Source organism: Stutzerimonas sp. R40042, assembly GCF_026642215.1.
In the GTDB taxonomy this organism is placed as follows: domain Bacteria; phylum Pseudomonadota; class Gammaproteobacteria; order Pseudomonadales; family Pseudomonadaceae; genus Stutzerimonas; species Stutzerimonas frequens.
The window spans coordinates 1,953,222-1,967,413 of the sequence record NZ_CP113258.1 but is presented as its reverse complement, the minus strand read 5'-3'; the positions used below and the strand labels follow the sequence as shown (position 1 = coordinate 1,967,413).

Below are 14,192 nucleotides of genomic sequence, written 5' to 3'. Positions count from 1 at the left end.
CGGCGTTGAATGCACAGCAATGCCGCGACCCCTTCAAGACGACAGGAACGACATGCGCATTCTGCTGGTGGAAGACGATCGCGCCCTTGGCGAGGGCATCCGCACCGCGCTCAGGCCCGAGGGCTACACGGTCGACTGGCTGCAGGACGGGGCCAGCGCGCTGCATGCACTGAGCCACGAGAGCTTTGAGCTGGCCATCCTCGATCTCGGTCTGCCGCGGCTGGACGGGCTTGAGCTACTCAAGCGCCTGCGCGCCGCCGGCAATCCGCTGCCGGTGCTGGTGCTCACCGCCCGCGATGCCACGGACGACCGCATCGCCGGGCTGGATGCCGGCGCCGATGATTACCTGGTCAAACCCTTCGATGTCGCCGAGCTCAAGGCACGCCTGCGCGCTCTGCTGCGGCGCAGCTTCAACCGGCCGGAGCCGGTGCTGGATTACCGCGGGATTCGCCTCGATCCGGTCAATCAGCAGGTCAGCTACCAGGGCACGCCGATCAACCTGCCGCGCAAGGAGTTCGTCCTGTTGCACGAGCTGATCGCCCAGCCCGGTCGCGTGCTGACCCGTGATCGCCTGCAGCAGGTGCTCTACGGCTGGGACGAGGAAGTCGAGAGCAACGCGCTGGAGGTGCACATCCATCACCTGCGCAAGAAGTTCTTTCCCGAGCTGATCCGCACCGTACGCGGCGTCGGCTATCTGGTGGACAAATGCTGAAGCGCTCGATCCGCCAGCGCACCCTGGCCCTGCTGCTCGGCACTCTGCTGATCTCGCTGAGCCTGATTTCCTGGCGCAGCTACCGCGACGCCCGTCATGAGATCGAGGAGCTGTTCGACGCCCAGCTGGCGCAGAGTGCGCGGCTGGTGCAGGGGCTGGTCGGCCGCGAGATGGACCCGCAGGCCCGCGGTGCGCTGCAGGCGGCACTCAATGCCGCGGTGAACGCACGCCGCGACCAGGGCGTACCCGGCCACGACTACGAGACCAAGCTGGGCTTTCAGGTGTATGCCACCGACGGCAGCACCCTGCTGCAGTCAGCCGGCGCTCCGGATGGCGCACTGCAGCAGCTGCTCGCCGGGCTTGGCGATGCGCCGAACTTCGCACGACTGCCCGCCGGCTACCACGACGTGCTGCTGGGCGGTCACGCCTGGCGCCTGTTCCTGCTGGAGGACCGCGAGGATGGGTTGTGGATTCTGCTCAGCGAACGCGGCGATGTGCGCGGCGAACTGGTCGGCAAGATCGCCCGCCGCAGCCTGCTGCCCGACCTGATTGGCCTGCCGCTGCTGGCGCTGCTGATCTGGCTGGCGGTGGGCTGGGGCCTGCGCCCACTGGCACGCATGGCGCAGCTGCTCAAGAGCCGCGACCCACACAACCTCGCGCCCTTGCTGCTCGCACCGCTGCCACAGGAACTGGAGCCGGTGGCCGCCTCATTGAACCGCCTGTTGCAGCAGGTCAACCAGTTGCTGGAACGCGAGAAACGCTTCATCGCCGATGCCGCCCATGAATTGCGCACGCCGCTGGCGGTGCTGCGCATCCATGCGCAGAACGCCCAACAGGCTGCCAGCGAGGGCGAACGCGAGCAGGCCCTCGAACAGCTGATCGCCGGCGTCGACCGCACCACCCGGGTGGTCACCCAACTGCTGACCCTGGCGCGCCTGGAGCCGAGCGCCCAGCGCCTGAGCCTGGCAGACATCGATCTGCTGCCGCTGTGTCGTGAAACCTTGGCCGAGCTGACGCCTTTAGCGCTGGCACGCGGCCAGGAGCTGACGCTGGAGGCCGACGAGCAGGCCGACTCCCACCTCAGCGGCGATGCGGCGAGCCTGGCCACGCTGCTGCAGAACCTGGTCGGCAACGCCCTGCAGTACACACCGGAAGGCGGCCAGATCCAGGTAGGTCTCCAGACCAACGCGACCACTGTCACGCTGCGGGTGGATGACACCGGCCCGGGCGTGCCAGCGACACAACGGGACAAGCTGTTCGAGCGCTTCTACCGCCAGAGCGACGGCGAGGGCGCAGGGCTGGGTCTGGCCATCGTCGCGCGTATCGCCGAGCTGCATGGTGCCAGCATCGAACTGGCCGACTCGCCCCTGGGCGGCCTGCAGGTCAGCGTGCACCTGCCCCGCCAGCCGCAGCCAGTGGCGGAATAGGTGCCGCGCGTCGGCGCCGGAGTCGCGTAGCCCGCAGCAGGCACCGTCCGTAGGGTGGAGGGCCGAAGCGATCCACCGCCCCTGCCCGCAGCTCCGCAGATACCGCGACAGCCTGCCGCAGCTGGCGCGGCCGCTCGCTAAGGTTCGCTTAAGCCAGGCGTCCTAGACTGCCGACATATCCCCACACGGAGTGCGTGAAAATGGCTGCTTCCACCCCACTGGCGCGCTACGGCCGACTGAGCATCGCCCTGCACTGGCTAATGCTGCTGTTGATTGCCGCGGTCTACGCCACCATCGAACTCAAGGGCAACTTCGCCAAGGGCAGCGAACCCCGCGAACTGCTCAAGCACTGGCACTTCATGCTCGGCATGACGGTATTCGTGCTGGTCTGGCTGCGGCTGATTGCCCGCTGGCTGCATCCGGCACCCAGGGCGCTTGCCGGCGCAGCTTGGGAACACGCCCTGGCCAAACTGATGCACTCGGGGCTGTACGCGCTGATGATCGGCCTGCCGCTGCTGGGCTGGCTGACACTGAGCGCGGCGGGCAAGCCGATTCCCTTCTTCGGCCTCGAGCTGCCTGCACTGATCGGTGCGGACAAGAAGCTGGCCGGCGATTTCAAGGAACTGCATGAAACGTTGGCGGTAGCCGGCTATTGGCTGATCGGGCTGCATGCCGCGGCCGCGCTGTTCCATCAGTACGTACGCCGCGACGGTACGTTACAGCGGATGCTGCCGTCTTCGCCGCGATCCTGACCTGCCCATCAGAACGCCCAGAAACTGTAGCTGCCTGGGCGTTCTCATCCGGCCCACAAATCATCGAGCAAACAGGAAATTCCCATCGCGCACCGGCGTGACCGGCGTAAGACACGCAGTCCTCGTTTGCGACTAGACAGCAGCACCAGAGCGGGTGAGCAGATCGGACAGCGACAGGGTAAACATCAACACCAGCCAGAAGCCTGCCCCTAGCGCGAAGAAGCGCACCAACGGCGAGTGTGTGCCGAGTTGAGCGAGGCCGAAAAGCACGAGCGCGGCCTGTCCGGCAGCACAAGCCAGCGCGACATATGCCCATTGTGGATACCGGATGGCTATCGTCGCGCCAATGGCCAGCAGCACCAGCAAACCGGCATAGATCAGCACTAGCTTGCCTGTTCTCATATCGCCCTCCCGACCAGATAGAGCGAGGGGTAGAGAAAGATCCAGACCATGTCTACCAGATGCCAGTACAGACCGACCATTTCCAGCGTGATGGCCCGCTGTGGCAGCTTCATGTGAGTGAAATGAATGCGCAACACCATCCCCAGCACGATCAGCACGGCAACGCTCACGTGCACTGCATGCAAGGCCGTGCTGAAGAAGTAGATGTTCATGAACAGCCGCGCAGCCTCTGACCTGAGTGGCGATGCCTCACCCGCCCCTGGCAGCAGCCCTTCGCGATATTCCCAGCCGTACTCGAATGCCTTAACCCCCAGAAAAGACAGACCGAAGAACGCCGTCAACAACAGCAACTGCTGTACCCGGCGGTAATGGCCCAACCGCGAAGCCTGCACCATCAGGCTCATGCACAGACTGCCGGTCAGCAGCAGCACACTGTTGAAACCGGCCAGAACGGCATGCAGGTGCTGCACCGCCTCGCCAACCGCGGCGGGATGTTGCAGCCGGTAATAGGTGATGACCAGGAACAACACGCCAAACATCATGATTTCGGTGGCGAGGAACAACCACATGCCGAGGAAGCTCGCCTCCCGCTGCTGGGCAGCGGTCTGGTAGGGCTCGGCCAGGTACTGCTCACGCACGTCCATGAGTCGCCTCGGGCGGATAGTCGTAGGCTTCGAAATCGACGATCGGCGTCTGCAGGAAATTGTGCTTCGGCGGCGGCGAGGAAGTGCGCCATTCCAGCCCGGCGGCTTCCCAGGGATCATCCGACGCCTTTGGCCCATAGCGTAGCGACCAAAGCAGATAGAAGAACGGCATGACGTAGCCAACCGCCAGTAGCGCCGCCCCCGTCGAGGACAGCACATGGAGGAACTGGAAGTCCTCGGGATAGCCGTGATAGCGCCGCGGCATGCCGAGATAGCCGAGCAGGAACTGCGGGAAGAAGGTCAGGTTGAAGCCGCAGAAGATCATCACCGCGGCGATCTTGCCCCACAGCTGCGAGTACATCCGCCCGGTCATCTTCGGCCACCAGAAGTGCAGCCCGCCGAAGAAGCCGGCGACCGCCGCGCCGACCATGATGTAGTGGAAATGGGCGACCACGAAGTAGGTGTCGTGCACATGCACGTCCGCTGCCAGCAGTGCGAGAAACAGGCCGGTGATGCCGCCGATGACGAACAGGCCGATGAAGGTCAGCGCATAGAGGAAATGCGCATCGATGGTCAGGTTGCTCTTGTAGAGCGTGGCAGTCCAGTTGTAGACCTTTATCGCCGAGGGGATCGCGACCAGGAAGCTGAGCAGCGAGAACACCATGCTGGCGTACATCGACTGCCCGGCGACGAACATGTGGTGGCCCCAGACCATGAAGCCGATCACCGCGATCGCCAGGCTCGAATAGGCAACGAAGCTGTAGCCGAAGATGCGCTTGTGCGCCGCCGCGGTGATCAGCTCGCTCATCACGCCCATCGCCGGCAGGATCATGATGTACACCGCCGGGTGGCTGTAGAACCAGAACAGGTGCTGAAACAGCAGCGGATCGCCGCCCAGGCGAGGGTCGAACACTCCGATGCCGAACAGGTGTTCACCCGCCACCAGCAGCAGCGTGATCGCCAGCACCGGCGTAGCCAGTACCAGAATCACCGACGTGGCGTACAGCGACCAGCAGAACAGTGGCAGGCGGAACCAGGTCATCCCCGGCGCGCGCAGGGTGTGGATGGTAACGATGATGTTCAAGCCGGTGAGGATCGACGAGAAGCCGACGATGAACACACCGAGGATCACCGCCACCACATGACCGTTGCTGAACATCGTCGACAGCGGGGTGTAGAAGGTCCAACCGGTATCGACGCCGCCAGCCAGCAGCGCGTACAGGGTGAATATCCCGCCGCCGACCAGCAGGTACCAGCTGAACAGGTTGAGCTTGGGAAAAGCCATGTCCTTCGCGCCGATCATGATCGGGATGAGGAAATTGCCGAACACCGCCGGGATCGACGGGATCAGGAAGAACCAGACCATCACCACGCCATGCAGGGTGAAGGCGCGGTTGTAACCATCGGGGCTGAGCAGGTCGCCCTCGGGTGTGACCAGCTCGATACGCACCAGGCTGGCGGCGAGACTGCCGAGAAAGAAGAACGCGGTGACGCCGATCAGGTAGAGAATCGCGATGCGTTTGTGGTCGGTGGTCAGCAGCCAGGTACGCAACCCGTGCTCGTCGGCGAGGTAACTGGGCGCGCGGTCGGCGGCGGGGTTCTTCTGGCTCAAGGCTGCATCTCCTCTGAAGTCGAACTGCGCGGGCTGTCAGCATGCGGTTCGCCCTGCCCGCCTTCACCGACCTGCCCGAGCGACCGGATGTATGCGGTCAGGCGCAGTACACCCTCCTCGTCGATCACGTTGGCAAAGCTCGGCATGATCGGCTCGTAACCGGCAACGATGTGCTTGTGCGGCAACAGGATGCTGTCGCGGATGTAGGCCTGATCGGCGAGTACCGAGCTGCCGTCGTCCAGCGCTACCCGGCGGCCGTAGAGTCCCTGCAGATTCGGCGTCTTGGCCACCGAGGCCGGACCGTGGCAGCCGCTGCAGCCGAACTGGCGGAACAATACTGCGCCCTGCTCGGCCAACGACTCGCTGGCACCGGCCTGCGACAGCCAGCGCTCGTACTCCTGCGGCGGCTGCACGATCAGCGTGGCGAGCATCTTCGAATGGTCGGTACCACAGTACTCGGCGCAGAACGCCTCATAGCGGCCAGCCTCGGTAGCGTTGAACCACAGCTGCGTGTAGCGCCCGGGCAGCAGGTCCTGCTTGATGCGCAGGGCCGGGAAATACAGGCTGTGGATGGCGTCCTGGGAGATCATGTTCAGCCGCACGGGGCGCCCCACCGGCACATGCAGCGTATTGATCTCGCGCTGCCCGCCGGGGTGCTGGAACTTCCACATCCACTGCTTGGCGACTACCTGGATCTCGATCGCATCGGCCGGTGGCGTGCGTACCTCGTAGTACAGCTTGGCCGAGACCAGGTAGATGATCATCGAACCGATGAAGGGCAGCACGATCCAAGTCATCTCCACCTTCATGCTGCCGCGCGGGCGGTGGTCGCGCGGCACCCTGGTGCCTTTGCGATAGCGGATGGCGAACAGGATGGTGAGCACGAACACCGGCACCACGAAGATCGTCATCATTCCGGTGAACGACCAGACCAGCGCATCGATGCTTTGCGCATGCTCCGAGGCCGTCTGCGGCCACAAGCGCACGAACTCATTCATCGCCGGCCTCCCGCTTGCGCCGTTCGCGCCATAGCGACAACCCGATGAAACCGAGCAACAGCGCCGCCGTGCCGGTACCGGCAACCTGCAGCGCCCCGATTACCCAGTTGTCATAGCCACCGGTGCGCGGGTTGTAGTGGTAGCAGAGCAGCAGGAGCTGATCGCTGAAATCACCCACCTGCCCTTCCCCTGCCTCGGTCAGCGCCAGGCGCAGGTCGTTGGGTTGATAGCCGAGCCCGTAGAGCCACTGCACCAGGACGCCGGCCGGGCTCAGCGCGGCCACCGCCGAGGCATGGGCGTACTCGTCAATCTGCGCGTCCCAGCGGTAACGAAAACCCAGCGCCTCGCTGACGCGGCCGCTCGATGTCTCCGGCCCGGTCAGCAGATGGACCGCATCCGACCTGGCAAGCCGCGGCCAGCGCCTGGCCAGCCTGTCACGCTCAGCGCGGGCGTCAGCCGGCGTCTCGCGCGGGTCGAAGCTGTAGACGATCAGCACATAATCCCTGCCAAGCTCGAAGGGTACCGCGCTGAGCAGATTGAACAGGCTAGCCAGCTGCGTGCCACAGACGTTCGGACAGTTGTAATAGACCGGCACCAGCACCGCCGGCCGACCGTCGAGCAAATCGCCGAGGGTCACCGGGGTGCCGCTGTCGTCGGTAAAACGCATGTCCAGCGGCACTTGCGCGCCGGGGCGAGCATCGATGCCGGCGGCGGCGAAGGGATCGAAGGGCTCGTCGGCGTGAGCGATCAGACCCAGCATCAGCAGCCAGGCGGCGAGCAGCAGGCGGATCGTCATGGCTCGGCCCTCCGCTTGGCCTGTTGCAGACGAACGCCTTCGTCGCCGCGAGCCTCCACCGGCGCCGGCCAGCCGCGCTCGAGTAGCAGCGCACGCGCGCGTTCCAGCGGAATGCGCGCAATGCCGGCCTCGCGGTCGGCCCAGGCGTAGTGGCGCAGGCGCTCCTCCGCCTCGCCAATGACCCGCTTGGCGTTGCGGTGCGCGTCGCTTTCCAGGCGCGGCCGAGGCGGGATGATCGTGTCGCGCTCCAGCGCCGTCACCCGTACCTCGGGTTCTGAGTTGTAGTAGCCAATCAGCATGCCGACACCCAGCAGCCCGGCCACCAGTGTCGCCAGCAGACCAAAACCGATCACCAGCAGCACCTTGACGTTGGCATCCTGATGCTCGAAACCGTCTTCGCGCGAACGTGGATCGACCGGCACGCTCATGCGGACCTCCTCGGCAGGACCTGGAGGGCCATCGCCCCTGCGCCCGCTGCCACCGCGGCGGCCATGGCCAGCCCAACCCAGAGCGCGTTCAGCCCGGCCAGACTGGCCAGGCTGAGCCAGGCACCTTCGGCCAGCCCCAGCAGCAGCGTGGCGGCAGCGAGCACGGTCAGCGGTCGGTGCCGTCCGGAAAATGGCCACCAGGTCGCGAAGAAGACCAGGCTCTGCAGCGACACCAGCCAGGTCAACAGCGGCCATTCGCGCCCGCGCGCCTCGTACCAGTGCACCTCCTCCGGCAGGTTGCCGTACCAGACGATCAGGTACTGCATGAAATGCAGGTAGATCCACGCCAGCGTCGCGGCGCAAAGCAGCCCGCGCAGCACGCCCGGGCGCGACGCGCCAGCCATCAGGCACAGCAGGATGCAGGCGGCGATGCCCGACAGCAGCAGCCGACCGAGCCAGAGCAGGCCGAAGATGCTCGAGGCGAAGTGCGGCGCCATCGATTGCGCCCAATCCATCGCGGCCAAGGACACACTCAACACCACCGCGATCAGCCCCAGCCCGGCGCCGGCGGGGTTACGCAAGGTGGTCGGCAACAGCCAGCGCGCCAGCGCCCACCAGAGCGCAACGTACAGCAGGCCACGCACGACGAAACTCGGCCACCACAACCAGAGCGCGCGAAAGCCGTTGCTGTACTGGTGCATCCATTCGTAAATCAACCCGGCGCCGAGCAGGCCGGGCAGCACCATCAGCACTAGCGCCGGCATGGCCCGGCTCGCCACCAGTGCCCAGGGCCAGAGCTGGTCGCGCGCGCTGCCGCTGACAGGCGCCAGCGCCAGGCCTAGCGCCAACCCGCCGAGCGGAAGGCCGGCAAGCCCGAGCACACTGGCGACGCAGGCCGCCAGGGTGTCGCGCGGAGCCCACAGTAGCCCGACGCCAACGCCCAGCACGCCCAGGGCGAACGCGGACCAGGCCAGCGAGCGCGGATCTCGACCGCTCATGGCTGCGTCTCCAGCGCCTGGCGGTCGGCCAGGGGCAACGCCGCGGCTACAGCGTGCCGGGCCAGCTGCAGGCTGCGGATATGCGCGACGATCGCCCAGCGATCGGCCGGTGCGACCCGCGCGGCATAGCTGTACATCACGCCGTAGCCGTGCTCGATCACCTCGAGGAAATGCCGATCCGGCGCCTGCCGCAAGCGCGCCTCGGCAAAATCCGGCGGCTGCGGGAAGCCGCGGTTGACCACGGTGCCGAGGCCATCGCCGGCCAGCCCATGGCAGGGCATGCAGTTGACGCGGTAGCGCTCCTCGCCACGTGCCAGCAGCGCAGCCGTCAGCGGCGGGCGCCTGGCCAGCACCGCCTCCCGGGCCAGCTCGCCGCGGGCGACCGTGCCCGGCGGCGGCGCCTGGTTGACCTTGCCGTCCGGGAAGAACTGGCTCGCCTCCTGCGCATCGGCGCGCGGCTGCCGGGCCATCTGGTCGCAACCGGCGAGCGCGAGGATTGAAGCGGTCAGACACAGGCCGACCCAGTAGCGGACATCGTGGCGCCAGCGGTACGTGATCATGCAGGCACCTCGCTCACCGACACCGCGCGCTCAGCGAGCCACAGGGCAGTCCCGACCGGGTCGAACAGCGGATCGTCGGCGCGGATGCAGAGCAGGAAGCGATCGTCCGTGGCGCGCTGAAACGCCTCCATCTCGAATAACGGATGGTGCAGCAGGGGCAACCGGCAGAGCACCAGCAACCCCAGCAGCGCACCGATTGCCCCGCCGGTGATCGTTAGCAGGAAGGTGATCACCGCGAAGCCCTGCAGCGCGATCAACGGCCGGCCGCCGATATCGAGCGGGTAGCTCCAGTTGGCGTAGAGCTGCATGGCCAGTCCCAGCCCGCCGCCAACCAGCGCGCCGAGGATGCCGGCCCAGTAGGCGCGGTTGTTGCGCTGGCCGAGTATCGGCTCGAGCTCGGGTAGCTGGAACGGGCTGTACGCCTCCAGCCGGGTATAGCCGGCTTCGCGGGCCGCGCGGGCGGCCTCCAGCAGCCGCTCGGGATAGGCGTAGTCGGCGAGCAGGCCGTAGCAGCGCTCAGTCATCGCCGTCTCCCCGATAGCGGTGCAGCGCCTCCTTCACCTCGAACGTCGAGATCATGGGCAACAGGCGGATGAACAGGCAGAACGGCACCAGGAACAGGCCGAAGGTACCGATGAACAGCGACCAGTCCCAGAACGTCGGGCTATAGCTCTGCCAGGACGAGGTCAGGTAGTCGCGGGTCGCCGGCACGACGATCAGCATCCAGCGCTCGCACCACATGCCAATGAGCACGCCGACGGCGATCGCCAGCAAGGCCTTGCCATTGCGCCGCACCTGCGGCCACCAGAGCGCCTGCAGGCAGATCAGGTTGAAGAAGATCGCCGTCCACCAGCTCCAGGCCATCGGCCCGCTGAGCCGCTCCATCGTCACGGTGATCTCATGCTCCTTCCCCGAATAGAAGGCGATGAAGGTGTCGGCGAAATAGCCGTAGGCGGTCATCCAGCCACTGGTCAGCAACAGCACACCGAGCACGTCGAGGTGCTTGCGCGTGATCAGCAGGTGCCAGCCGAAGAAGCGTCGCAGGCCCAGCGCGATCACGATCACCAGGGCGAAGCCGGAGAAGATCGCACCGGCGACGAAATACGGCGGGAACACCGTCGAGTGCCACCCGGTTTCCGGCGCCAGATCGAGCAGGAAGGAGTAGCCGCTGGACACTGCGAACACCAGCGGAATCGCCAGGAGCGCGACGAAACGGTAGGCCCGGCGCCAGTGTGCCCAGTGCGATGAGGCGCCACGCCAGCCGAACGCCAGCAGGCCGTAGAACACCTTGTAGCGGCGCTTGCGGGCGTGGTCGCGGGCCGAAGCGAAATCCGGAATGGCACCGATGTAGATGAATATCAGCGAGACGAATAGGTAACCGAGCACGGCGAAGAAGTCCCAGGCCGTCGGGCTCTTGAACTGTGGCCACAGCTCCATGGTGTTCGGGTAGGGAGCGCTCCAGTAGAACAGCCACGGCCGGCCTAGGTGCAGGATCGGGTAGATGCCGGCGCAGACCACCGCCATGATCGTCATCAGCTCGGCCAGGCGGTTGAGCGAATTGCGCCACGGGCGGTTGAGCAGCAGCAGCATCGCCGAAATGAAGGTGCCGGCATGACCAATCCCCAGCCACCACATGTAGTTGAGGATGGGAAAGCCCCAATTGACCGGGATGTTGTTGCCGAACACGCCGACGCCACGCCAGAGCACCACCACTGCCGAGGCGACGAACAACCCCAGCAGCAGGCAGCTGACGATGAACAGCGCCCACCAGGCGCGGCGATAGCGGGCGAAATCCACCGGAATGGTCAGCACACGGTCAGACACCTCGCCGAGCGGCAGCTGACGCGGCAGGAAGTGCGGCGTGTCGGCACCCGGGTAGCGCGGGTCGAGCTCGGCGTGGCTCATGAGTTGTCCTCCACGACCTTCGGCAGCTCGACCAGCCCCAGGTAGGTGGTCTTCGGTCGCGTGCCGACCTCTTCCAGCAAGGCGTAGTGACGCTGGGTGTCGCGGCCCTCGCGCACCCGCGCGACGGGGTCCGACAGGTCGCCGAAGACGATCGCCTGAGTCGGGCAGGCCTGCTGGCAGGCGGTCTGTACCTCACCGTCAGCCACAGGCCGGTCTTCGATGCGCGCGGCGATCCCGGCCTCGCTGATGCGCTGCACGCAGTAAGTGCACTTCTCCATGACACCGCGCGAGCGCACGGTGACGTTGGGGTTGCGCTGATGCTGGATCGACGGCTCGTCGTCGCCGGTCCAGTCGAACCAGTTGAAGCGGCGCACCTTGTACGGGCAGTAGCTCGAACAGGTGCGAGTGCCGATGCAGCGGTTGTAGATCTGCTCGTTCAGCCCGTCCGGGCCGTGCACGGTGGCGTTGACCGGGCAGCCGACCTCGCAGGGCGCTTGCTCGCAGTGCATGCAGGGCACCGGCTGGAAGGCCGAGGACTCCGGCTCGGCCGGGTCGCCCTGGTAGTAGTGGTCGACCCGCAGCCAGTGCATGTTGCGGCCGATGGCGACCTGCTCCTTGCCCACCACCGGGACGTTGTTCTCGGCCTGGCAGGCAACCACGCAGGCGTTGCAACCGATGCACTGGTCCAGATCGATGGTCATGCCCCACACCGGTTCGCTCGGCGGCGTCGGCGGGTAGAGCATCTTGCGCGGCTCGGCCGAGTACGTCGGTTTTGCCGCAACCTTGCGGTAGGCCGCCTCGCGTGGCTCGCTCTTGATGATTTGCTTGCCGTGCGGAATGTGCTGCGGCTGGGTGGTCGCCAGCGGCAGGTACTCACCGGTACTCTCCAGCGTTGCGCCGCGGCGCAGCCAGGGTTCGTCAGCCGTGCGCAGCGGCGCGATGTCGTAACCCTGGTCATCGCCTACCCGCCCGGCACGGGAGCGGCCGTAGCCGGCGTACAGACTCAGCGTGCGCTCGGCGTGGCCGGGCATGATCCACACAGGGCCGACAATCACCTGCTGGCCCAGCGTGACCCGTATCACGTCGCCGTTGGAAAGCCGCTGCTCCTCGGCGAGCTTTGGCGCAACACCGATGACGTTGTCCCAGGTCAGCTTGGTGATCGGCTTGGGCAGCTCCTGCAGCCAGCCGAGGTTGGCCAGCCGACCGTCCCACACGCAGGGGTCCGGCAGGAAGCGCAGGGACAGGCCTTCGGCCGCGGCGGGCGGCGCGCCCCAAGCCAGCGGTCGTGCATCGACCTTCACCGGCGGCAGTTCCGAGTCGGGCAGAAAGCCGCGTTCCAGGGCTTGGCGCCAGGCGCTTTCGTCGAGCGATTGCCAGGTCTTGCGCAGCTCGGCACGGCCGCTCGGGTCGAGATCGCCCTGCAGCAGCGCGAGGATCTCCGACAGCGTGCGGCTGCTGTAGAAGGTGCGCACCAGCGGCTGGCCGAGGCAGACGCTGCCATCCGCGGCGCGGCCGTCGTGCCAGCCGTCGAGGTCGTGGGTCAACGGCAGGTGCCAGTGGCTGAAGGCAGCGGTCTCGTCGTAATAGAGCCCGGCATGGATGCGCAACGGGACACGGTCGAGCGCCTCGGCGAACGCGAGATCGGCCGGCGCCGTGTTCACCGGGTTGCAGTCGAGCATCAGCAGCGTCTCGACCTGGCCGGCATGCATCGCCTCGACCAGCGCCGGCAGCTCGGCCAGACGTTGCCCGCCGGCCTCCAGCCAGAGCACCGGCTCACTGTAATCGAGCGTATGGCCTACATTGCCGAGCCGCGCGTTGAGCCGGTGCACGGCGGCCTGCACGTTCAGCGGGGTCCGCTCGCCAGCGGTGATCAAGCAACGGCCGCGCCGCGCCTCAAGCCCGCGGGCGACGGCCTCGATCCAGCGCTGACGTTCGGCCGGCAATGGCTCGGCGGGACCGCGCCCCTCGCCGAGCGCGGCCGCCAGTGCCTGCAGGTAACGCGGCAGCTCGTCGGGTTCGATGCGCTTGCGCTCGCTGGCCCTGGCGCCGGTCAGCGTCGGCACCGATTCGACGATCAGCAGCCGCGCCTCGCCCTCTCCCTTCGCTGCGGCGCGCTTGCGTTCACCCCAGCGCACGGCGTGCGGCAGCTCGCGCGGCCCCGTGCCGAGCCAGTCGTGCTCGAAGCTCAGCACCCACTCGGCCGCATCGAAGCGGTAATGGGTTTCCAGCGCTCGGCCGAAGGCACGCTCGGCGGCACGGTAGCCGTCGCCTTCAAAGGGCTCGAAGCGATACAGACGGGCCTCGGGCCAGCGCTGCAACAGGTCGCCGAGCTGGCGTTGCAAGGTCGGTGAACTGCTGGCGCCGAGCAGCAGGTGCAGGCCACGGCCGCGCTGCTGATCGAGGCGCTCGGCGACGCCGCTGGCCTCGTGCTGAAAGCTGTCCCAAGTGGTGTCGACACCCTTGAAGCGTGGCACCTGCGAGCGGTCCGGGTCATACAGCTGAAGAATCATCGCCTGGATGATGGCGGTACTGGCGCCGCCGCTGACCGGGTGCTGCGGGTTGCCTTCGAGCTTGGTCGGACGGCCGACGTGGGTACGCCCGAGCACCGGCTGTGCGTAGCCGGCGAAGGCTACCGAACTGGCATACCACTGCGCCTCGCCGGGGATGAGTTTTTCCGGTTGGCGGACATAGGGCACACCCTTCTCCGGCTTGCCACAGCCGGCCAGGCCGGCCATTGCCAGCGAGGCGCCCATCACCTGGAGGAAGCGGCGACGGTCCATCTGCGGCGCAACCGAGGGAAACTCGGTCTCGACGAATTCGGCGAACGACGGCTCGTCGGCCAACTGTTCGAGGCTGCGCCAGTAGCGCGGGCCGCGCTCGTTTTCCAGACGCGCACGGATGGCCGTCCAATCGAGTGGTGTGCGGTGCTGCGGATTGACGTCGTCTCGAATGTCCATG

14 protein-coding genes are annotated in these 14,192 nt (G+C 66.6%); 3 read left to right on the top strand and 11 right to left on the bottom strand.

The features are described 5' to 3' along the window. Positions 1-52: 52 nt before the first annotated feature. From OUY36_RS09435 to OUY36_RS09425, 3 genes are all read left to right on the top strand, one after another. On the top strand, positions 53-712 hold the full coding sequence (locus OUY36_RS09435; protein ID WP_063543475.1) for a response regulator: 660 nt from the start codon (positions 53-55) through the stop codon (positions 710-712). Beyond that, positions 706-2,139 carry a sensor histidine kinase gene (locus OUY36_RS09430; RefSeq protein ID WP_267937760.1) on the top strand — a complete coding sequence of 478 codons (1,434 nt, stop codon included), beginning with the start codon at positions 706-708 and terminating at the stop codon, positions 2,137-2,139. The genes OUY36_RS09435 and OUY36_RS09430 overlap by 7 nt, the downstream gene beginning before the upstream one ends. A 200-nt stretch (positions 2,140-2,339) precedes the next feature. After that, positions 2,340-2,891: a cytochrome b gene (locus tag OUY36_RS09425; protein WP_152481183.1), complete on the top strand. Its 552-nt coding sequence runs from the start codon at positions 2,340-2,342 to the stop codon at positions 2,889-2,891. Between the two features lie 132 nt (positions 2,892-3,023). On the opposite strand, the gene OUY36_RS09420 is transcribed toward OUY36_RS09425, so the two are convergent. Genes OUY36_RS09420 through OUY36_RS09370 form a run of 11 tightly spaced genes read right to left on the bottom strand, consistent with a single transcriptional unit; the run spans position 3,024 to position 14,191 of the window. Further along, the gene (locus OUY36_RS09420; RefSeq protein ID WP_110777372.1) at positions 3,024-3,293 is read right to left on the bottom strand and encodes a hypothetical protein; all 270 of its coding nucleotides are present in this window, start codon (positions 3,291-3,293) and stop codon (positions 3,024-3,026) included. After that, on the bottom strand, positions 3,290-3,937 hold the full coding sequence (locus OUY36_RS09415; RefSeq protein WP_267937755.1) for a cytochrome c oxidase subunit 3: 648 nt from the start codon (positions 3,935-3,937) through the stop codon (positions 3,290-3,292). The genes OUY36_RS09420 and OUY36_RS09415 overlap by 4 nt, the downstream gene beginning before the upstream one ends. Next, positions 3,924-5,549: a cytochrome c oxidase subunit I gene (locus OUY36_RS09410; RefSeq protein ID WP_110777374.1), complete on the bottom strand. Its 1,626-nt coding sequence runs from the start codon at positions 5,547-5,549 to the stop codon at positions 3,924-3,926. The genes OUY36_RS09415 and OUY36_RS09410 overlap by 14 nt, the downstream gene beginning before the upstream one ends. Beyond that, positions 5,546-6,547, bottom strand: a complete 1,002-nt coding sequence (gene coxB, locus OUY36_RS09405) for a cytochrome c oxidase subunit II (RefSeq protein WP_267937753.1) — start codon at positions 6,545-6,547, stop codon at positions 5,546-5,548. Before coxB ends, OUY36_RS09410 begins: the two co-directional genes overlap by 4 nt. Further along, the gene (locus OUY36_RS09400; RefSeq protein WP_267937751.1) at positions 6,540-7,343 is read right to left on the bottom strand and encodes an SCO family protein; all 804 of its coding nucleotides are present in this window, start codon (positions 7,341-7,343) and stop codon (positions 6,540-6,542) included. The genes coxB and OUY36_RS09400 overlap by 8 nt, the downstream gene beginning before the upstream one ends. Beyond that, positions 7,340-7,771 carry a hypothetical protein gene (locus OUY36_RS09395; protein WP_267937748.1) on the bottom strand — a complete coding sequence of 144 codons (432 nt, stop codon included), beginning with the start codon at positions 7,769-7,771 and terminating at the stop codon, positions 7,340-7,342. The genes OUY36_RS09400 and OUY36_RS09395 overlap by 4 nt, the downstream gene beginning before the upstream one ends. After that, a complete protein-coding gene (locus OUY36_RS09390; RefSeq protein ID WP_267937745.1) occupies positions 7,768-8,769 on the bottom strand; it encodes a hypothetical protein in 1,002 nt (333 codons plus the stop codon). The genes OUY36_RS09395 and OUY36_RS09390 overlap by 4 nt, the downstream gene beginning before the upstream one ends. Further along, positions 8,766-9,329 carry a c-type cytochrome gene (locus OUY36_RS09385; protein ID WP_208218153.1) on the bottom strand — a complete coding sequence of 188 codons (564 nt, stop codon included), beginning with the start codon at positions 9,327-9,329 and terminating at the stop codon, positions 8,766-8,768. Before OUY36_RS09385 ends, OUY36_RS09390 begins: the two co-directional genes overlap by 4 nt. Beyond that, positions 9,326-9,853 (bottom strand): DUF3341 domain-containing protein, encoded by a 528-nt coding sequence (locus OUY36_RS09380; RefSeq protein WP_152481177.1) that lies wholly within the window; start codon positions 9,851-9,853, stop codon positions 9,326-9,328. Before OUY36_RS09380 ends, OUY36_RS09385 begins: the two co-directional genes overlap by 4 nt. Next, positions 9,846-11,234 (bottom strand): NrfD/PsrC family molybdoenzyme membrane anchor subunit, encoded by a 1,389-nt coding sequence (nrfD, locus tag OUY36_RS09375; RefSeq protein WP_267937740.1) that lies wholly within the window; start codon positions 11,232-11,234, stop codon positions 9,846-9,848. The genes OUY36_RS09380 and nrfD overlap by 8 nt, the downstream gene beginning before the upstream one ends. Then, on the bottom strand, positions 11,231-14,191 hold the full coding sequence (locus OUY36_RS09370; RefSeq protein ID WP_267937737.1) for a TAT-variant-translocated molybdopterin oxidoreductase: 2,961 nt from the start codon (positions 14,189-14,191) through the stop codon (positions 11,231-11,233). Before OUY36_RS09370 ends, nrfD begins: the two co-directional genes overlap by 4 nt. Position 14,192 lies beyond the last annotated feature (1 nt).

Bases quoted from the DNA above. Each gene is read 5' to 3' on its own strand.
- OUY36_RS09415 (WP_267937755.1), bottom strand. From the start codon at position 3,937: ATGGACGTGCGTGAGCAGTACCTGGCCGAGCCCTACCAGACCGCTGCC.
- OUY36_RS09435 (WP_063543475.1), top strand. From the start codon at position 53: ATGCGCATTCTGCTGGTGGAAGACGATCGCGCCCTTGGCGAGGGCATC.
- nrfD (WP_267937740.1), bottom strand. From the start codon at position 11,234: ATGAGCCACGCCGAGCTCGACCCGCGCTACCCGGGTGCCGACACGCCG.
- OUY36_RS09385 (WP_208218153.1), bottom strand. From the start codon at position 9,329: ATGATCACGTACCGCTGGCGCCACGATGTCCGCTACTGGGTCGGCCTG.
- OUY36_RS09390 (WP_267937745.1), bottom strand. From the start codon at position 8,769: ATGAGCGGTCGAGATCCGCGCTCGCTGGCCTGGTCCGCGTTCGCCCTG.
- OUY36_RS09425 (WP_152481183.1), top strand. From the start codon at position 2,340: ATGGCTGCTTCCACCCCACTGGCGCGCTACGGCCGACTGAGCATCGCC.
- OUY36_RS09395 (WP_267937748.1), bottom strand. From the start codon at position 7,771: ATGAGCGTGCCGGTCGATCCACGTTCGCGCGAAGACGGTTTCGAGCAT.
- coxB (WP_267937753.1), bottom strand. From the start codon at position 6,547: ATGAATGAGTTCGTGCGCTTGTGGCCGCAGACGGCCTCGGAGCATGCG.
- OUY36_RS09430 (WP_267937760.1), top strand. From the start codon at position 706: ATGCTGAAGCGCTCGATCCGCCAGCGCACCCTGGCCCTGCTGCTCGGC.
- OUY36_RS09400 (WP_267937751.1), bottom strand. From the start codon at position 7,343: ATGACGATCCGCCTGCTGCTCGCCGCCTGGCTGCTGATGCTGGGTCTG.
- OUY36_RS09420 (WP_110777372.1), bottom strand. From the start codon at position 3,293: ATGAGAACAGGCAAGCTAGTGCTGATCTATGCCGGTTTGCTGGTGCTG.
- OUY36_RS09370 (WP_267937737.1), bottom strand. From the start codon at position 14,191: ATGGACATTCGAGACGACGTCAATCCGCAGCACCGCACACCACTCGAT.
- OUY36_RS09380 (WP_152481177.1), bottom strand. From the start codon at position 9,853: ATGACTGAGCGCTGCTACGGCCTGCTCGCCGACTACGCCTATCCCGAG.